The sequence below is a fragment of the Aliterella atlantica CENA595 genome, from assembly GCF_000952155.1.
Taxonomy (GTDB): domain Bacteria; phylum Cyanobacteriota; class Cyanobacteriia; order Cyanobacteriales; family Chroococcidiopsidaceae; genus Aliterella; species Aliterella atlantica.
In genome coordinates, this window is the sequence record NZ_JYON01000009.1 from 44,288 (window position 1) to 61,793 (window position 17,506).

Below are 17,506 nucleotides of genomic sequence, written 5' to 3' on the forward strand. Positions count from 1 at the left end.
GTTTTTATACCAAAGGGACTATTTTCCCTAGTTTCATTTTTTTCGATAAAGTCTAAGATCGCAAAGGAGTTAAAAAATCGATATGAAAGCACAAGTCTTTAGAGGCGTTAATCAGCTAAGTTACGAGGAATTGCCCGTACCGACATTAGCCAGCGATGAGGTATTAGTCAAGGTACAAGTAGTAGGCTTATGTCAGTCAGATATTAAAAAAATTCTTTACCCGCTTTACGAACCACCACGTATATTTGGACACGAGACAGCAGGAGTTATTGCGGAAGTTGGCAATGAAGTTAGCAATTGGCAAGTAGGACAAAGAGTGGTTGTCATGCACCACATTCCTTGTATGCGTTGTAGTTACTGCCTTCATGACAATTTTTCTATGTGCGACGAGTATAAAAACATCTCGACAACGGCAGGTTTTAACCCTAGCGGTGGCGGTTTTGCTGAATATGTCAAAGTTCCAGGTCATATTGTTCGCAATGGTGGATTAATTGCGATTCCTGATGGAGTTAGTTTTGAGGAAGCTAGTTTTGTCGAACCTACTAACTGCTGTCTCAAGGCAGTGAAAAAGGCGCAGATTGCTCCTGGCGAAACTGTCCTAGTTACAGGCGCAGGTCCGATTGGCTTGATGTTTATTATGTTAATTAAGTATTTTGGTGGTAAAGCGATCGCTACCGATCTACTTCCTTCCCGGATTGAAAAAGCTTTGAGTGTTGGCGCCCAAGCAGCTTTTGATGCCCGCGATCCTAATTTACCAGCTTTGATTCAAGGAATGACTGGTGGAATGGGAGTCGATACTACTCTTTTGGCTGTTCCTAGCGATAAAGCTTTCTTTCAGGCATTAGATTGTACTCGTAAAGGTGGCAAAATCTTATTTTTTGCCGAGTTTCCTGATGAAGTAGAAATTGCCATTAATCCCAATGTTCTCTATCGGCGCGAAATCGATTTAATGGGTAGTTATAGTTCTTCCTACCGCTTGCAAAATCTAGCTGCTGATATTGTGTTCAACTCGCGTATAGATGTTAATGCTTTAATTAGCGATCGCTTTTCTCTCCAAGAGCTATCAATTGCGGTGGAACGGGCTACATCTCCGCAGCCAAATACCTACAAAATTCTGATTTATCCTTAGAAAACAGCTATTTGTTTCTATCACTCTACCTTTAGAGTGATTTTTATAAATTTTAATAAAATTACACACTTTCGATTTATTATCTATCTGATGATAGATGTTTTTTAGAGAAACTGACTAATCTATGGAATCATCCCCTCCAACACGCGGACAAGTAGAACGAACTCTCTCGCAGCGAATTCAATCATTGTATCGCAATCAGTTAGAGCATAATCCCAGTCGTGTAGTTTGTCAGATTTTTGATGACAAAATTGCTATTGTACTAGAAGATTCAATTACGCAACCAGAACAAGTTTTAGTTGAAAATGGTCAAGAAAATTTAGCGCAACAAGTACGGGTAGAATTAGATGATGCCCTCCAACCACAACTGAAATCGCTAATTGAGGAGATAGTTGGAGTACCTGTAATTGACTTATTAAGTAATGCCAAATTAGATACAGGGCGTAGCGCCACAGTTGCTATTTTGGCAAAATCGCCTCAAGTCCGCAACCAATCATAAAATGCTGATATTATGGCGTTGGAGCTTATGTTAACGAGCTTTATTTAAAAATACAATAAAGTCGATATCATAACACCTAATGCCTAACATCTAAACACATATATTTATATTTTTACTCCCCAACATAACGGCGAATAGTCATTTCTAAATCGTCAATAATATAAGGTTTAGTAATATAATCAATGCAGCCTGCTACTATAAAACTTTCTTTGTCTTCTGCTCTTGCCATCGCTGTTACAGCAATAATTGGAATTGATGCAGTTTGAGCATTTTGCTTGAGACGATTGGCAACTTCTATCCCACTTAAATCTGGTAACATCATATCTAACAGTATTAATTTTGGTAGATGTTTTTGGGCTAAATCTAAGGCGGTAACGCCATCAGTGGCAGTAATAAAAGAACACTCCATTAATACCAATAGTTGACTTAACAATTGGAGATTATCATCGTTATCATCTACTGCTAGAATTAACGGCTGTTCGCGATTTTCTAGTTCGCTGCGGTTAGAGGAATTTGACAAACTCATAGTTAATAATAGACAAGTCGTAGATAGGCAAGTCAAACTTACCTATAAATTAGCAACTATATATTTAGTTGTCTCTACGACGAGGCATTTCTCAAGCGGCGAATTTGGCGCTTGCAATGAACTGGCTCGTAACTGTTATACCAGGTTGCTTAACTTTTGGAACAATATTAGCTGCAGTTGTGTTTACCTGCGTTTTAGCGCGAGTAAGTATTGGTTGGGCAGCAGTAAATAATTGTACGTTATCTAAAGGTAAGTGCAAGCTAGTAAAATTTATTGATTTTTATTATTTTACATTAATCATTACCAAATTAAACTTGAAGAAGAATAAAAATCAGCAACATTCAACTCCAAATTGATAGATATTAGGTGTAAATATAAAAATATCTTTTGGGGGTTGACAAAATACAAATGCACTGTTGATTTTATTGTGCAAATTTTCATAACGGCTGTACAGACTGATATCAGCAGTTAATTTTCTCAGCTAATATGCTGCCAAAGTTTGCTAGAGGTGCTAATTTAATCTGCTCGTTTATTTACTTCCTCAGCAGCTAACAGGGCTATGAGTTCTTGCATAAGCTCGTTATGCTCTTGCTGAAGCTCTTTTATCCTAGTAGTAATTGCTCCAATTTTCTGCTGTTTGCTATTACCAACTAATGCTGAATCTGAAGTATTTTGGCGGACAAACCAACGATTAATTGTAGTTATACTACCTTGCCAGCTTAGTTTAACAAGCTGAAACGGCGCTTTAAGTAAGGATAATCCAGCTAGTTCTAGCAAGCGGTTAATAGCTTTAACAATACTGCTAGCAACAGCGATCGCAACTAGCAACAAGCATAAACTAATAATTGGGCGATCGATTGCCCAGAGCAAAGCATGAAACAGCCGCGCCGCTACAGGATGGGTTTGCAGCCAATTGTACGTTGAAGATGCGATCGCATTTGCCATTGCATCTGAAGTTGTTTCCTGAAAACTATCAGCAGTTTTAGTCAAAAAATCTTTTGTCTGCGCCCAACTAGCTATGACTTGAGCAAGTAAAGGATTTTGCCCAAATATAAATACTTTATTCATTATGTAACCAGTGACCAAGGCTAATAAAAACTCTTAAGTGGGGCTTCCCCTTTATATTATTTAACTGGTCACTGGTCACTGGTTACTGGTCACTGTCTAAATCGGTTACAGCCCCAACACTACTAGAAGCTACCAACTTGGCATATTTGGCTAATACGCCTCTAGTATAACGGGGAGCAGGTGGAAGCCACTGGGCGCGGCGCAAAGCCAACTCTTCATCCGATACATGGAGTTGCAACAAGCGCGAATGAGCGTCAATAGTAATTGTGTCATTTTCGCGCACCAGAGCGATCGCTCCGCCAACAGCCGCTTCTGGGGCAACATGACCGACAACCATGCCATAAGTACCACCAGAAAAGCGCCCGTCCGTAATCAAGCCTACAGAGTCGCCCAAACCAGCACCGATAATTGCTGACGTTGGTGCTAGCATTTCGCGCATTCCTGGACCGCCTTTGGGACCTTCGTAGCGAATCACAATTACATCACCAGCAACGATTTGTCCGGCTAAAACTGCTCGCAAACAATCTTCTTCAGATTCAAACACGCGAGCAGGTCCAGTGATTTTTGGCTTTTTCACTCCTGTAATCTTGGCAACAGCCCCCTCGCTCGCCAAATTGCCTCGGAGAATAGCTAAATGACCTTGGGCGTACATAGGATTATCCCAAGGACGAATTACATCTTGGTCTGGGCGCGGCGTATCGGGGACATCGGCTAAGACTTCAGCAATTGTTTTGCCTGTAATAGTCAAAGCATCGCCATGTAGCAAGTCATGAGCTAAAAGCATTTTCATAACTTGAGGAATACCACCCGCTTTGTGCAAGTCTGTAGCTACATATCTACCGCTGGGTTTGAGGTCGCACAATACTGGGACGCGGGCGCGAATAGTTTCAAAATCGTCTAAGCTTAACTCTACTCCGGCGGAATGTGCGATCGCCAGCATATGTAAGACTGCATTGGTAGAACCGCCTACAGCCATAATTACCGAAATTGCATTTTCAAAAGCCTTGCGAGTAATAATTTGCCGAGGTAATAATTGCTGGCGAATAGCATCAACTAAGACAAAAGCTGACTTTTCAGTGCTGTCGGCTTTTTCCTCATCTTCTGCTGCCATTGTGGAAGAGTAAGGCAAGCTCATGCCCATTGCTTCAAAAGCACTAGACATTGTATTTGCCGTATACATCCCACCGCAAGAACCCGCACCAGGGCAAGCTTTGCGTTCGATTTCTAAAAGTTCCCCTTCATCAATTTTTCCGGCGCTATATTGTCCGACAGCTTCAAAAGCACTAACTACCGTCAAGTCGCGTCCGTTATGATGACCAGGTTTAATCGTGCCACCATAGACAAAGATAGCAGGAATATTCATTCTGGCGATCGCAATCATCGCTCCTGGCATATTTTTATCGCAACCGCCAATTGCCAGCACTCCATCCATACTTTGTCCGCTGCAAGCTGTTTCAATGGAGTCAGCGATTACTTCCCGCGATACCAGGGAATATTTCATCCCTTCGGTTCCCATTGAAATCCCGTCGCTAATGGTAATTGTGCCAAACATTTGCGGCATAGCTGCGGCATTTCGCAAACCCGCTTCGGCTCTAGTGGCAAGTTTATTGATGCCCATATTGCAGGGTGTAATCGTGCTGTAGCCGTTAGCAACGCCCACAATGGGTTTAGTAAAGTCTTGGTCTGTAAAGCCGACAGCGCGTAGCATTGCGCGGTTAGGCGATCGCGCTGTACCTTGAGTAACAGCCTGACTTTTGAGATTATCGGGCATTTCTATATCCTTTTTTATATAGCTCTATTTGGGTAGTGTATTACATTTGTTGGGTGCTGTTTTGGGGTGCGATCGCATCTTAGCGAAGGTTAGCAAAAATAAAGCCAGACGACTGCTTATTAGTCATCTGGCTCTACAAATTTCAGCTTATGTTTTACGCTTTAACTTTCTGTTTAGCTCTTTTACGCAGCACGCCAATGCCAGCACCAAACGCTAGCACCCCTAGCATACTTGCAGGTTCGGGAACGGGTGTCAGCAGAAAGGCACGATACTTTTGATTGCCAGTTCTGGGAGAATCTGTTATGACTTCTCCTTGTTCGTCTACTCTAACAGGAGAGCTATTAACCAAAATTTGCCCTTTTTCGTTTATACCTACGGCATCTGTAAGCGTAAAATCTAAATCGCCAATCAACAAATCGTTGATATCCAACATCTTGCCTTCATCGTAGATAAAAGCACGAGCATCGCCATTGGCGAGTGCTGAGGAACCAACAACTTGACCTAATTCGTTGATTGCTGTGGCTGTGCTAAATTTGCCACCCAAAGTACCTAAGTCATCTGTTTCTGGATTAATTGCGCTATTTGCCGCAGTCCGGAAAGCACGAGGTTGACCGCTAGCATTTAGGGAACGTCCGACTACCTGACCTAAATTGTTGATGTCAACTCCAGAAGTTCCACCACCACCAAGGCTACCAATATCGTCAGTTACTGGATTTACCACGTTATTAGGCGCTGTGCGGTACTGACCAGCAACAACTTGACCCAAGTCATTTATACCATTGGCGGTATCGCTGACACCAAGATCGACTATAGTTGTTGCTCCAGTATCGGCAACATCTACCCGTACCCCGTTGTAAATTGCTGGTTCGCTACAACTAGGACCAGGACGGCTACAACCAGCAACTAAAGCTAGACCAGCTATTTGACCTAAGTCATTAATCGCATTAGCACTAATTACAGGATAAAGATTGTCGGGCAAACCATTAGCACCTGTGAGTATGCCAGATGATTGGCGTCCTAGCGGATCTACGCTAACAACCTGCCCTAAATTGTTGATGTCTCTGGCGAAGGTGATTGAATTGACGTTAATGCGATCGCTTGCTGGGTTAATTGGACGATTGGGTGCAGTGCGAAAGGTTACGGGTTGACCTATATTGGGAACTGAATTGCCAACAACTTGACCTAAGTCATTGAGTCCTGAAGCACCAACATCATCAAATTCAGCAATAGAACCAAGGTCAAGAACTGAATATAAGGTTGCAGCAGACACAGGTTGAGTGAATGATGCAGTTGCTACTAGAGTTGTTAAGGCAAGGCTGAGATGCTTACTATTCGTTCTCATGTTCATCACGATGTAAATAAATGTATGACAGTGGTAGATGTTGACCTTGGCTATTTATCAAAACATTTATAGTCTTGCAAACTTTACCATACTTCCTTAAGTATTTGTACTTGACTAAAGCTACTTGGTGAAGTCAAGTAGCTTCACTCCAATTCGCGCATTACAAAGAGCGCGAAGAACGCGCATTAATACCCCATGCCTAAAGTCAGGGCGCGACGTTTGGCTTGAATACAGATGCTTCTCACTTTCTTGTTTTCCGTAAATAAATTTAGGGGCTTGAAACCATAAATTACGAATTACGAATTACAAATTATTTGGTCATGCTAATTTGCGATTGCAGTTAATTTCTCTACACTCTTTTAGCTCGTCTACGCAAAATCCCAGCGCCAGCACCAAAAGCAAGTACGCCTAGCATAGATGTAGGTTCGGGAACAGGTGTTAGCAAGAAAGCGCGGGAGTTTTGGCTGTCATTACCAAAAAATCCATTGACAGCAATTTGTCCGCTTTCGTTGATACCTACAGCCTCAGTAAATGTAAAATCAACGTCACCAGCAACTAAATCGTTGAGGTCAAACATTGTATTTTCATCGAATAGGAAAGCACGAACATCGCCATTAGCAAGTTCGGAGTAACCAACAACTTGACCTAATTCATTGATGGCATTAGCAACGCTATCGTTACCGCCTAAAGTGCCGAGATCGTCGGTTTCAAGATTAATTGCACTATTGGCAGTAGTACGAAAAGCACGAGTTTCGCCGCTCGTAGTTGTAGAACTACCAACAACCTGACCTAAGTTGTTGATATCTAGTCCAGATGTTCCACCACCACCAAGACTACCAATATCATCTGTTTCTGGATTTATCTGACTATTAGGTGCGGAACGATAGCTGCTGGTAGCAACTTGACCCAAGTCATTTATAGCTCCTCCAGATAATCTACCATTTGCTGCTTCTCGGTCTAATGCAAAAAGGCTAGAGGTCGTGCCATCAGGATTAATGCGGATCGGTTCGCTGCCTCTGATTCTGCAATCAAAACTTATACAAAAAGAGGATGAGCCTATCGCTTGACCTAAGTTATTGATTGCGACAACTTCTTGTATTGGAAATAAACCTGTTGTAATTAAACCATTGGGTTCTGTAATAAATCCAGAAGTTGTTCTCGATCCACCGAGAATAATACCTACAACTTGACCTGAGTTATTGAGATCCTTAGAAAAAGTTACATCGTCTGCTCTTACCTCTACAATGTCTGTGGCTGGATTGATTGGGCGATTGGGTACAGTGCGAAAAGTTATAGGTCCATCTTCAATGTTGCCTGATTCGCCTAGAACTTGACCTAAATCGTTAACATCAATAGCGTCGACAGTATCAATTCCAGATACAACACCAAGGTCGAGAACCGAATATAAGGTTGCAGCCGATGCAGATTGAGAGAATGATGTATTTATTGCTAAAGCTAGGGTTGTAATTACAAGGCTCAGTTGAGTGTTATTTGCTTTCATGCTTTTTGTAACGTAATTGAATAATTGCGGTAGATGCCAACCCTAGATATGTGTCAAAACGCTTACACTAGCGTTAAGTAATTATTACCATCAAAAATTTACGATGCATTTCTAGGACCTACACCTAGCAAATGACTGTTGAAGGCACTTATGCTTACTTGCGAGCGATCGCAAATTGCTTTATGCTTTGACTTTCTGTTTAGCTTTTTTCCGCAAAATACCAGCCCCAGCACCGAAAGCAAGTACCCCTAGCATACTTGCAGGTTCGGGAACGGGAGTTAATAAATAAGCGCGGGAGGAGCTATTAGCAACAATTTGTCCTCTTTCATTGATTCCTATAGCTTGTCTAAGTTCGATACCGGAGGCTGGAGCGATCAAATCGTTCAGGTCGAACATTGTCCCCTTATCGTAGAAGAAAGCGCGATCGATGCCATCAGCTAGGGTAGAATATCCAACTACTTGACCTAGTTCATTTACACTAAGAGCTTCGCTAAAATTGCTTCCCGACAAAGTACCAAGGTCATCTGTTTCTGGATTAATTGCACCGTTGGCAGCAGTAAGAAAGGCGTGAATATTTCCATTAGCGGTAGTTGAACTGCCCACCACTTGACCTAAATTGTTGATATCAAAGCCTTTACTAGCAGTACCACCAAGAGTACCTAGATCGACTGGAGTTATACTATCAGGGGCGGTGCGAAAGGCGCGAGTCAAAGAACCAAGATCGACTCCAGACGACCCTGCTGCAACAAACCCGCCGATAGTACCAACAATCTGACCCAAGTCATTGATATCTTCAGGTATAACACCACCTAACTGAGTTACTTGCTCGGTAGCATTATTTGGGTCGTCTACTAATACACCAAAGTAATCTATGGCTGAGACAGATGGGTCAGATTGAATTAGACCATTGCCAACTACCTGACCTGAGTCGTTTATCCCATTAGCACCATACACAAATGGAACAGAATCGATATTACCAAAAAAAATATTTTCCCGATTAGATATTAGGGACGTGTCATCAATCACTCCATTAGGTGCAGTGCGAAAACCAACATCTCTAAAAAATCCTCTTCTTGTCTTATAAGTACCAACAATTCGCCCAGAATTATTGATATCTAGTCCAAATCCACGAGTTATACCTTCTACTAAATCGATTTCATCTGTGAGGGGGTTGATTGGTCGATTCGGTGCAGTCCGAAAAGCTTGAGGTTCTCCAAATCTCCCTGAAGTTGTACCCACTACTTGACCTGAATCATTGATACCAGTAGCGAAAGTTTCGCCACCTTCTGCGGAAAGAATACCTAAGTCGAGAACTGAGTATAACGTTGCTGCAGATAAAGATTGAGGAAACACGCTAGTCATTCCTAACACTAGGGCTGTCAAACCAATGCTTATTCGACTCATACTATTTGCTTTTATGCTTGTTGTGAATACATGAATTTATGACTGTGGTAGATGCAACCTATGTATCAAGGCGATCGCTTGATGTTCAGTAACTATATATTCAGTGAAAATTTATCATCGTTTGCCAGTATTCACATATAGTTAAGAAATGATTATTTGCTATATATCGCTTTAGGATCGATTGTCCGCATTAATGTTACACCAACATTAATGCTTGCTTGTAGGAAGCGATCGCCCTGATTATTCAGTAGCTACACTGTTTCTTTTCGTTTGGTTTTCTTGCGTAGAATACCAGCACTAGCACCAAAAGCTAGTACGCCTAGCATACTTGCTGGTTCGGGAACTGGTGTCAAAAGTACAGCACGAGTTGTTTGAGAATCGTTAAAGAAGGCAGTAGCAGCAATTTGTCCTTTTTCGTTAATTCCTCTAGCGCTTGTTAGGACAAAGTTAGACGTTTCAGGAATCAAATCGTTGATATCGAACATCGTGTTATCTGCAAATAAAAAGGCGCGATCCGATCCATCAGCAAGTTCGGAATCGCCCACTACTTGCCCTAACTCATTGATGCCGTAAGCTATACTAAACGAGCCGCCTAGAGTACCAAGATCGTCTATACTTGAGTTGATGGCACTATTTGCCCCAGTAAGGAAAGCACGAGTATCGCCGCTAGCAGTTGTTGAACTACCGATAACTTGACCTAAATCGTTGATATCATTGGCAGCGCTAAAAGAACCGCCCAAAGTTCCTAAGTCATCTGTTGCTGAATTAATAGCACTATTTACCGTAGTGCGAAAGGCACGAGTTTGACCGTCAGCCGTTTCCGAACTACCAACTACCTGACCTAAATTGTTGATACTATTGCCAGAACTATTAGTTCCTCCTAAAGTTCCTAAGTCTATAAGCCCAGCTTCTCTTGAATTTCTAAGTACGGCATGATATATAGGTTCTGATATTGCCGGATCTACAACTAAAGCTCTGCCAGTTACTTGTCCTGAATCATTGATACCATTGGCATTGCCAATGAAAATATTTTCTGCTCCTGTAGAACCATTGGGCTGAGAAAGATAGCCGCCTGTAAACCTGCTAAAGGAAGTACCAGTTCCTACAAATTGCCCTGAGTTGTTAATATCGTTAGGCGTACTTACTCCAACATCGTTTAAACTAGCAACAATATCTGTGGCTGGATTAATCGGACTATTAGGCGCAGTGCGGAAAGACTCGTTAGCTCTTTCAAGGAAACGAGAAGTTCCAATAACTTGACCTAAGTCGTTGAGACCTGTGGCAGTAGTAAAACCAGATTCTCCAGCAACACCGAGGTCAAGAACGTTATACAGGGTTGCTGCCGTAGCAGGTAATGATGTGGTCAATCCTACTAACGACACTGTTGTTACTACTAGGCTAACTTGACTAATATTAGTTGATTTCATGTTCTATTTTGGTTAAATAAATAACATTGCATTTTTGCAGTCAACAGTATCCTGGAAGCTTAAATCGACGCATACTGGGTAGAGCAACCTTAAAAAATTCTCAAGCAAATATGCTTATATAGAGATAGAGTGTCATAGTCAGAAAAATTTTTGCTCTATCTAATGGCAGTTACGCTTAAGTATCAATTTATGCCCAAACGTCGCTCCTCTCCTAACTAAATGTAAAGTTGTAAGATCGCCAATTTTGGCAAAGATAGTCTAAGCTAGCTGAAGGTTATTTGAAATTCGTTGGGGCGGTACTGTGCCAAATCGCAATTATTGGCTGTCATTCCTAGTTGTCTGTGGTTTTTGGGGAATAAGTTTACCTGCTTTTGGGCAAGCGTTAGTTCCTTATACAGTGCAACTCAATTCCGCACAACTAGAGAAACAAGGCTTGGGGTTAGCACAGGAAGCAGCGCAGTTAGCACAATTTCAACAATACGAACTAGCACTACCTAGAGCCAGACTAGCAACTCAATTAGCTCCTAAAACTTACCAATCTTGGCTGCTATTAGGCGGTTTGTACCTGCAAACAAATAAGTTTGCCGAAGCGATCGCCCCTTTGCAACAAGCGAGAGCGCTCGATCCGAAAAACCCAGCGATTTTGTTTGCTTTAGGTTCGGCAAATTTTGGACAAGAAAGATACCAAGCAGCAGTTGACAATATTCAAGCAGGTTTGAAGTTAAAACCGAACGATCCTGATGCTCTGTTCGACTTAGGCAACTCTTATTACAAGCTCAATCGCTTATCAGATGCGATCGCCCAATACAACCAAGCAGTTGCCAATAATCAGAAATTTTGGCCCGCAATTAACAATATTGGCTTAATCAAATACGAACAAGGCGATATTGAAGGGGCGCTTACTAACTGGCGCAATGCTTTAGCAATTGAAAAACAAGCTGCCGAACCTCAGTTAGCAATAGGCGTAGCTTTGTATGCTAGAGGCGATCGCGATCGCGGTTTAGCAGCAGGAGAAGCCGCTTTAAAAATCGATAGCCGCTACGGCGATTTAGAATTTCTCAAGCAAAACCTGTGGGGCAATCGCTTACTTGCTGACACTAAAAAGTTGCTAGCCGCCCCCCGCATCCGTACTACACTGCAACAAGCGCCCCAACAGCCACCAAGGCAAACTACACCTCAAACTCCGCAATAAATACAGATAGGTAAAATTGCCCAGCGATCCAAAATCCCTTTGCTAATCAAGCAAGGGGAAAATTTTTATTTAACGCTAATTAATAAAAACTGCGATCGCCAATAACCTTGTCACCCAATGCTACTTAAATTAATTTATAAAGATAACTACTATGCTCTATCTGCTAGGCAACCTATAATTACCTAACTTGCTCTCAAGCTCAAAAAGTTATGTTTATTTTAAAAAGACAAGATGTAGAAATTTTTAATATTCAGCACCCAACAAGCGATCGCCAAATTCCGATTATTAATTATCAAAGACAAACTTTTCGATTGCTAAAATCATTTCCCCCAGAGCGGCAAGAAGAAGCTTTAGCTTTGTGGCGAGATTTGACTGATAACCAAGGCAAAGCTTGCATTCTACTTGAAGAACCAGACCGCTATACAGTTTGGGGAAAAATCAAACCAGAGCAATTAAATAAAAATAACGTTAATTACCAACTAGAGAAATTAGTCAAAGGCAGTTTACTACTATTGCAAGCAGTATATATAGAGATTGAAGACTTATTAGGACCGAGGCAAGCAAAATTATTTCAAAAAGACTTTAAAGACTTTTTAGATAAAGTTGACTTGACAGAAAAATCTCCAGAAGCAGTTAATTATCTTTTAGCTATCGATCCTCTAAGCGCTAGCAATTTACCATCATGGCAAGAAGCGCAAATATTGAACTTATTACAAGAATTGCATCGCCTAGGCAAAAGATATTTTGGCAATACTGAATTTACCCGTGAAGTTATGAGTGGGCTTCAAGATATGCCAGAAGTCGAGCAATCGGGGTTTTTACAGTGGCTAAATCAATCTAGCCTTGGTAAGCTGTGGCAGTAATATTAAGTTCTTTAGCGAGCAAATGTCACGAACAGATCCCAAAAGCGTTGAGAACTACGTACAGACGCAGCGATCGCTGCTCCGTTACCCCTAGGAGTAGTTTATATGAACAAACCTTTAAATCAAGCAAATAGTTCTAAATCTTGGCTATCGCTGCAAACGATTGTATTACTAGCGATCGCTTGGAGCGTACTGGCGCTACTATCGGCTTTATTTTTTAGCTTACCAGTTGCCGATGCTGAAGGCGTTTTTAGACGTTCGGAAGGCTATATCATCAGCACTTATATATTTCAATCGGTTGCCTATTTAGCAGCCGCTATTTTGTGCTTTAGAAACCTGCTCAGTCCTAGTATTATGAGCGGGCGCAGCCTTTGGCTAGGCGTTGGCTTTGGGATGCTATCGTATCTATTAGGAAATTTAATTTTGGCTTATTGGGAATTAATTCTCAAACAGGAAGCAACTAATGTATCGCCAGCCGATTTATTTTTTATCGCAACCTACTTATTTATCGGTGGTGGTATGGTTTCCGCACTCACTGGAAGAAGGCTAAATTTAGAACGTTGGCAATGGGGGCTTGTAGGTGTAATTGCTTTAGTTGGTATTAGTTTGGGGATTTGGGTATCAACATCAGGCAACCCCACAACTTCTGCGGACGTTACTAATGTGCCTGGGTGGGCAGCAGTGTTAGAAGAATCTGTTTCTTTGTTTTACACTGTAGCTGACGTGCTGCTATTAATTATTGCTACAATGTTGCTACTGACTTTCTGGGGCGGTCGTTTCTCTCAATCGTGGTTAGCGATCGCATTGGCAGTATTTTCGCTCTACATTGGAGATGTGTGGTTTAGCTACGCGCAAAATCACATTGAAAACTACCAAAGTGGAGCGTTGTTAGAAGTATTTTGGGTATTTAGTGGCGTGCTGTTTGCAATTAGTGCTGCCCTAGAGTATGAAATATCAAGTCGTTCTCGCCGTGAGAAGCGTGGGCGGAGGCGAGCGTAGGATCGATCTATAACTATGACTGGAAAAAAAATTTCGGAATCTGTTAAAAATGACATTATTCATCTGTACAGGCACACAGGTGAAACAACTTCGACATTGGCAGATCGTTATGGAGTGAGTAATTCAACTATCAGTCGCTTGTTGAAAAGCACTTTGGCAGAAGATGAATACGAGGTTTTAATCGCGTCCAAACGTGCAGCGCGAGTACCTGGCGTAGATGGAGCTAAACCAACTCCAGAACCGCAAGAGCCAGAAATAGTTGTCGCAGCAGAACCAGAGTTAGAAATAGTTCCCAGCCCTCCCAAACGGCAACGGCGTTCGGCAAAAAGCACGCCACAAGTAGAATCTCAGCCACTAATAGCAGAAATCGAGCAAGTTGTACCTGCTGTCGAGCGAGAAAATAGCACTCCAGTTTTACCCAAAAAGAAGATTATTCCCAATCCCGTTCCTATTGGGGGCGAACCTTTACCCAGGATAGAAGAAGCTCAGTTAGAGGAAGTCGATCGCGCAGAGCCTTACGATGAAGTAACGAATGCAGAAAATAGTGCCTTAGTTGCACAGATGTTAGGTGAGGATTTGCTAGATGAAGCAGATGACAATGAAGAACTAGATGAAGATGAAGACTTAGACTACTTAGACGACGAAGATGACGAACCAGAAACACCAGTGCTAGTCAAGCGGCGTTCGGCTTCTGGAGCATTAGTTCAAGTTTTACCGCTATCAGAAGCTACTTTGCCTAGAACTTGCTATTTAGTTATCGATCGCGCTTCAGAATTGATTACTCGCCCTTTACGAGAATTTGGCGATTTAGGGCAAATTCCGGCGCAAGAAGTGCATCAAAAGACTTTACCAATATTTGATAACCACCGCGTCGCTCGACGCTTCTCAACTAAGCGCGATCGAGTAATTAAAATCCCCGACAGCAGAATGCTGCAAAAAGCTCGCTATCACCTTCAAGCTAAAGGTATTACGCGGCTTTTAGTTGACGGTCAAGTTTACTCGCTGTATCTCAATTAAATGGCAGAAAATTCTCAAGCAGCTAAATATGGAATTATCCTGGTAACTGCAAGCTCAGAAGCAGAAGCAAAAGAACTCGCTAAATCGTTAGTAGAATCTCAGCTAGCTGCTTGCGTGAGTTTGATACCAATGCAATCGATTTACACCTGGCAAGGAGAATTACACCAAGAGCAAGAATGGCAATTGCTAATCAAAACTGAATTAGCGCAGTTTGACACAATCTCTGCACTAATTCAGGAATTGCACTCTTACCAAGTGCCAGAAATTATTGCTATTCCTCTAGTTGCTGGTTTCGATCCTTACCTGCAATGGATTAGCGCCCAAGTAACCTAGAAGTTATTTGTAAGCCTGAATTACTTGCAAGCTACCGCCTGCAAAAAAAGAGCGATCGCATTTTTTAAACCCAGCTTGTGTTAATACCTCTACTAAATCCGTTTGCAGTAGTTGCCAAGCTGTTTGAGTTTCAAATAACAGCAAAAATAAAGATATTCCAGGTTTATAAAGCCAATTTGTGGGTTTATGAAAGTCTATAAGTGTAAATACACCATCAGGCTTGAGTACGCGGCAAACTTCTTTAATTATCGAGCGCAATTGCTCTGGCTGCATTTCGTGCAATGCCACGCTAGTATGCACTAAATCGAAACTATTATCTGCAAACGGCATAGATTCGGCGAAAGCCTCTATATATTCAGCTTGCGGAACATTTTTTCTTGCCCTTTCTAGCGATCGCGGCGAAGCATCTAATCCAGTTACATTTGGCGAACGCTGCACTAAAAACCCAGTTGTTTGACCAGAGGCGCAACATAAGTCTAAAATCTTAGTGTCTGGAGCGATTGCAAGTCCTTGCAAGGCTAACTGGCGAAATTTAGCTTCTCCACCTACACTTATGGCTGCTAGACGCGATATAGCATCGTACAGCCATTGATATCGATAACTCCAGGCTCGTAAAATAGTCGCCACCGTAACTCCTTTAGTAAAGATATATTGTTAAAATTAGTGACAAAGCTGAAAAAAGATTAGGGCATTGTAACTGTTATGGGTCGTGTTGGGGTACTATTACTCAATCTTGGTGGACCAGATCAACTAGAGGATGTGGGTCCTTTTCTATTTAACCTATTTGCCGACCCAGAGATCATTCGCATACCATTTAAGTGGCTGCAAAGACCTTTAGCTTGGTTTATTTCCACTCGGCGGACAAAAACATCTCAAGACAACTATAGGCAAATTGGCGGCGGTTCTCCTTTACGCCGGATTACCGAAGAACAAGCTTACGCTCTCAAACAACGCTTGCAAGAATTAGGGCAAGAAGTAGAAACATATATCGGGATGCGTTATTGGCATCCATTTACAGAAGAAGCGATCGCCCGCATCAAACGCGATCGCTGCGATCGGTTGGTAATTTTACCGCTTTATCCTCAATTTTCTATTAGTACCAGCGGTTCTAGCTTCCGCCTACTGCAAAGAATTTGGTTAGAAGATCCAAAACTCAGCCAAATCGAATACACAGTTATTCCCTCTTGGTACAAGCAGCCAGCTTACTTGCAAGCAATGGCAGATTTGATCGCTCAGGAATTAAACAAATTACCTAATCCTGACAAAGCGCACATATTTTTTAGCGCTCATGGAGTTCCGCGCAGCTACGTTGAAGAAGCAGGCGATCCTTATCAGCAAGAAATTGAGGAATGCACTAGCCTAATTATGCAAACCCTCAATCGCCCTAACGACTACACATTAGCCTATCAAAGCCGAGTAGGTCCTGTAGAGTGGCTGCAACCGTACACTGAAGATGCAATTCAAGCATTAGGGGCGCAGGGAGTAGAAGATTTAGTTGTAGTGCCAATTAGCTTTGTCTCCGAACACATTGAGACGCTGCAAGAAATTGATATCGAGTACCGCGAAGTTGCCGAACACGCAGGTATTCATAATTTCCACCGCGTAGCTGCACCCAATACTCACCCGTTATTTATTCAAGCATTATCGGACTTGGTAGTGGATGCGCTCAAATCTCCTAGCCTCAAATTATCCCAAGTCACGCAGTTAAAGAAAAAAGTCAAAATGTATCCTCAAGAAAGTTGGCAATGGGGTATGACTACAACTGCTGAAGTTTGGAACGGGCGAATTGCCATGCTAGGGTTTATTGCTTTAGTAATCGAACTAATTACTGGTAAGGGACTATTGCATTTTGTCGGGATTTTGTAGAACAAGCATTAGCGCGAATCCTTGCGGTAATACCATCGACTTAACTCTTGGTAGCTGCCAACTGCTAGCAAAAATAAACCAAGAGCGATGATTCCTCCGACTTGAGGCTGCTTAACAGCTAAAACAGCTAGTAATACGCCTAAAACATCTTGTCCGCAGACAAACCAGACAGGAAAACCGCGCCGACGATAAAAATAGCCTGCTTGTACAGCTTGCAATACAAAAGCAAATAAGCCGCCAATTAAACCGATTATCCAATTAGGAGCGGCAATCGATTGGAGGGTAAATATTGCTGCGAAAGCTCCTGCAAAGGGACTGCATATCAACTGGACAATTTGCAGCGCTCTTTGTCCCATTAATTTTTTTGAGACTATTATTTCTAGCAAAGACCAACTACAAAGAATTGCCAATCGCACTTGCCCAGAAATATGAGCTAAAACTGGAACATTAGACCACAAACACTCTCCTCGCAATAATTCGAGTGCGAGGAGAGGCAGGGCGATTCTAATTCCCGCCGCCGCCGAAGCTGATAGCGCGGCTAGGACTTCAAGCATATTGAAATTGGCTCG

The 17,506-nt window shown here is 42.2% G+C and carries 17 protein-coding genes; 8 read left to right on the forward strand and 9 right to left on the reverse strand.

Annotation, left to right across the window (positions count from 1 at the left end):
• Positions 1 to 82: 82 nt before the first annotated feature.
• On the forward strand, positions 83 to 1,129 hold the full coding sequence (locus UH38_RS10220; RefSeq protein ID WP_045054562.1) for a zinc-dependent dehydrogenase: 1,047 nt from the start codon (positions 83 to 85) through the stop codon (positions 1,127 to 1,129).
• Between the two features lie 124 nt (positions 1,130 to 1,253).
• The gene (locus UH38_RS10225; RefSeq protein ID WP_045054563.1) at positions 1,254 to 1,628 is read left to right on the forward strand and encodes a DUF2294 domain-containing protein; all 375 of its coding nucleotides are present in this window, start codon (positions 1,254 to 1,256) and stop codon (positions 1,626 to 1,628) included.
• 112 nt (positions 1,629 to 1,740) lie between these two features.
• Here the strand turns inward: UH38_RS10225 and UH38_RS10230 are convergent, their stop codons facing one another.
• From UH38_RS10230 to UH38_RS10265, 7 genes are all read right to left on the reverse strand, one after another.
• Positions 1,741 to 2,154, reverse strand: coding sequence for a response regulator (locus tag UH38_RS10230; protein WP_045054564.1), 414 nt, complete (start codon positions 2,152 to 2,154; stop codon positions 1,741 to 1,743).
• 516 nt (positions 2,155 to 2,670) lie between these two features.
• The gene (locus UH38_RS10240) at positions 2,671 to 3,222 is read right to left on the reverse strand and encodes a hypothetical protein (protein ID WP_045054566.1); all 552 of its coding nucleotides are present in this window, start codon (positions 3,220 to 3,222) and stop codon (positions 2,671 to 2,673) included.
• A gap of 82 nt (positions 3,223 to 3,304) precedes the next feature.
• Positions 3,305 to 4,993 (reverse strand): dihydroxy-acid dehydratase, encoded by a 1,689-nt coding sequence (gene ilvD / locus UH38_RS10245; RefSeq protein ID WP_045054567.1) that lies wholly within the window; start codon positions 4,991 to 4,993, stop codon positions 3,305 to 3,307.
• A gap of 154 nt (positions 4,994 to 5,147) precedes the next feature.
• Complete coding sequence (locus UH38_RS24775) at positions 5,148 to 6,335, reverse strand: PEP-CTERM sorting domain-containing protein (protein WP_160295948.1); 1,188 nt, start codon at positions 6,333 to 6,335, stop codon at positions 5,148 to 5,150.
• 349 nt (positions 6,336 to 6,684) lie between these two features.
• Complete coding sequence (locus UH38_RS10255) at positions 6,685 to 7,836, reverse strand: PEP-CTERM sorting domain-containing protein (protein ID WP_045054568.1); 1,152 nt, start codon at positions 7,834 to 7,836, stop codon at positions 6,685 to 6,687.
• A 180-nt stretch (positions 7,837 to 8,016) separates the two neighbouring features.
• On the reverse strand, positions 8,017 to 9,240 hold the full coding sequence (locus UH38_RS24780) for a PEP-CTERM sorting domain-containing protein (RefSeq protein ID WP_052672334.1): 1,224 nt from the start codon (positions 9,238 to 9,240) through the stop codon (positions 8,017 to 8,019).
• Between the two features lie 251 nt (positions 9,241 to 9,491).
• Positions 9,492 to 10,667 carry a DUF3466 family protein gene (locus tag UH38_RS10265; protein WP_045054569.1) on the reverse strand — a complete coding sequence of 392 codons (1,176 nt, stop codon included), beginning with the start codon at positions 10,665 to 10,667 and terminating at the stop codon, positions 9,492 to 9,494.
• Positions 10,668 to 10,968: 301 nt separating this feature from the next.
• On the opposite strand from UH38_RS10265, the gene UH38_RS10270 reads away from it, so the two are divergent.
• From UH38_RS10270 to cutA, 5 genes are all read left to right on the forward strand, one after another.
• A complete protein-coding gene (locus UH38_RS10270) occupies positions 10,969 to 11,859 on the forward strand; it encodes a tetratricopeptide repeat protein (protein WP_045054570.1) in 891 nt (296 codons plus the stop codon).
• A 209-nt stretch (positions 11,860 to 12,068) separates the two neighbouring features.
• Positions 12,069 to 12,722 carry an Npun_F0813 family protein gene (locus tag UH38_RS10275; protein WP_045054571.1) on the forward strand — a complete coding sequence of 218 codons (654 nt, stop codon included), beginning with the start codon at positions 12,069 to 12,071 and terminating at the stop codon, positions 12,720 to 12,722.
• A gap of 105 nt (positions 12,723 to 12,827) precedes the next feature.
• Entirely contained in the window at positions 12,828 to 13,721 is an 894-nt protein-coding gene (locus tag UH38_RS10280; RefSeq protein WP_045054572.1) for a hypothetical protein, read from the forward strand.
• 15 nt (positions 13,722 to 13,736) lie between these two features.
• Complete coding sequence (locus UH38_RS10285) at positions 13,737 to 14,738, forward strand: hypothetical protein (RefSeq protein ID WP_045054573.1); 1,002 nt, start codon at positions 13,737 to 13,739, stop codon at positions 14,736 to 14,738.
• Positions 14,739 to 15,071 (forward strand): divalent-cation tolerance protein CutA, encoded by a 333-nt coding sequence (gene cutA / locus UH38_RS10290; RefSeq protein ID WP_045054574.1) that lies wholly within the window; start codon positions 14,739 to 14,741, stop codon positions 15,069 to 15,071.
• A gap of 3 nt (positions 15,072 to 15,074) precedes the next feature.
• Here the strand turns inward: cutA and UH38_RS10295 are convergent, their stop codons facing one another.
• A complete protein-coding gene (locus UH38_RS10295) occupies positions 15,075 to 15,698 on the reverse strand; it encodes a class I SAM-dependent methyltransferase (RefSeq protein WP_045054575.1) in 624 nt (207 codons plus the stop codon).
• Positions 15,699 to 15,773: 75 nt separating this feature from the next.
• Between UH38_RS10295 and hemH the strand changes: the two genes are divergently transcribed.
• Complete coding sequence (gene hemH / locus UH38_RS10300; protein WP_045054576.1) at positions 15,774 to 16,937, forward strand: ferrochelatase; 1,164 nt, start codon at positions 15,774 to 15,776, stop codon at positions 16,935 to 16,937.
• 8 nt (positions 16,938 to 16,945) lie between these two features.
• Here the strand turns inward: hemH and UH38_RS10305 are convergent, their stop codons facing one another.
• Positions 16,946 to 17,491 (reverse strand): DUF4126 domain-containing protein, encoded by a 546-nt coding sequence (locus UH38_RS10305; protein WP_045054577.1) that lies wholly within the window; start codon positions 17,489 to 17,491, stop codon positions 16,946 to 16,948.
• Positions 17,492 to 17,506 lie beyond the last annotated feature (15 nt).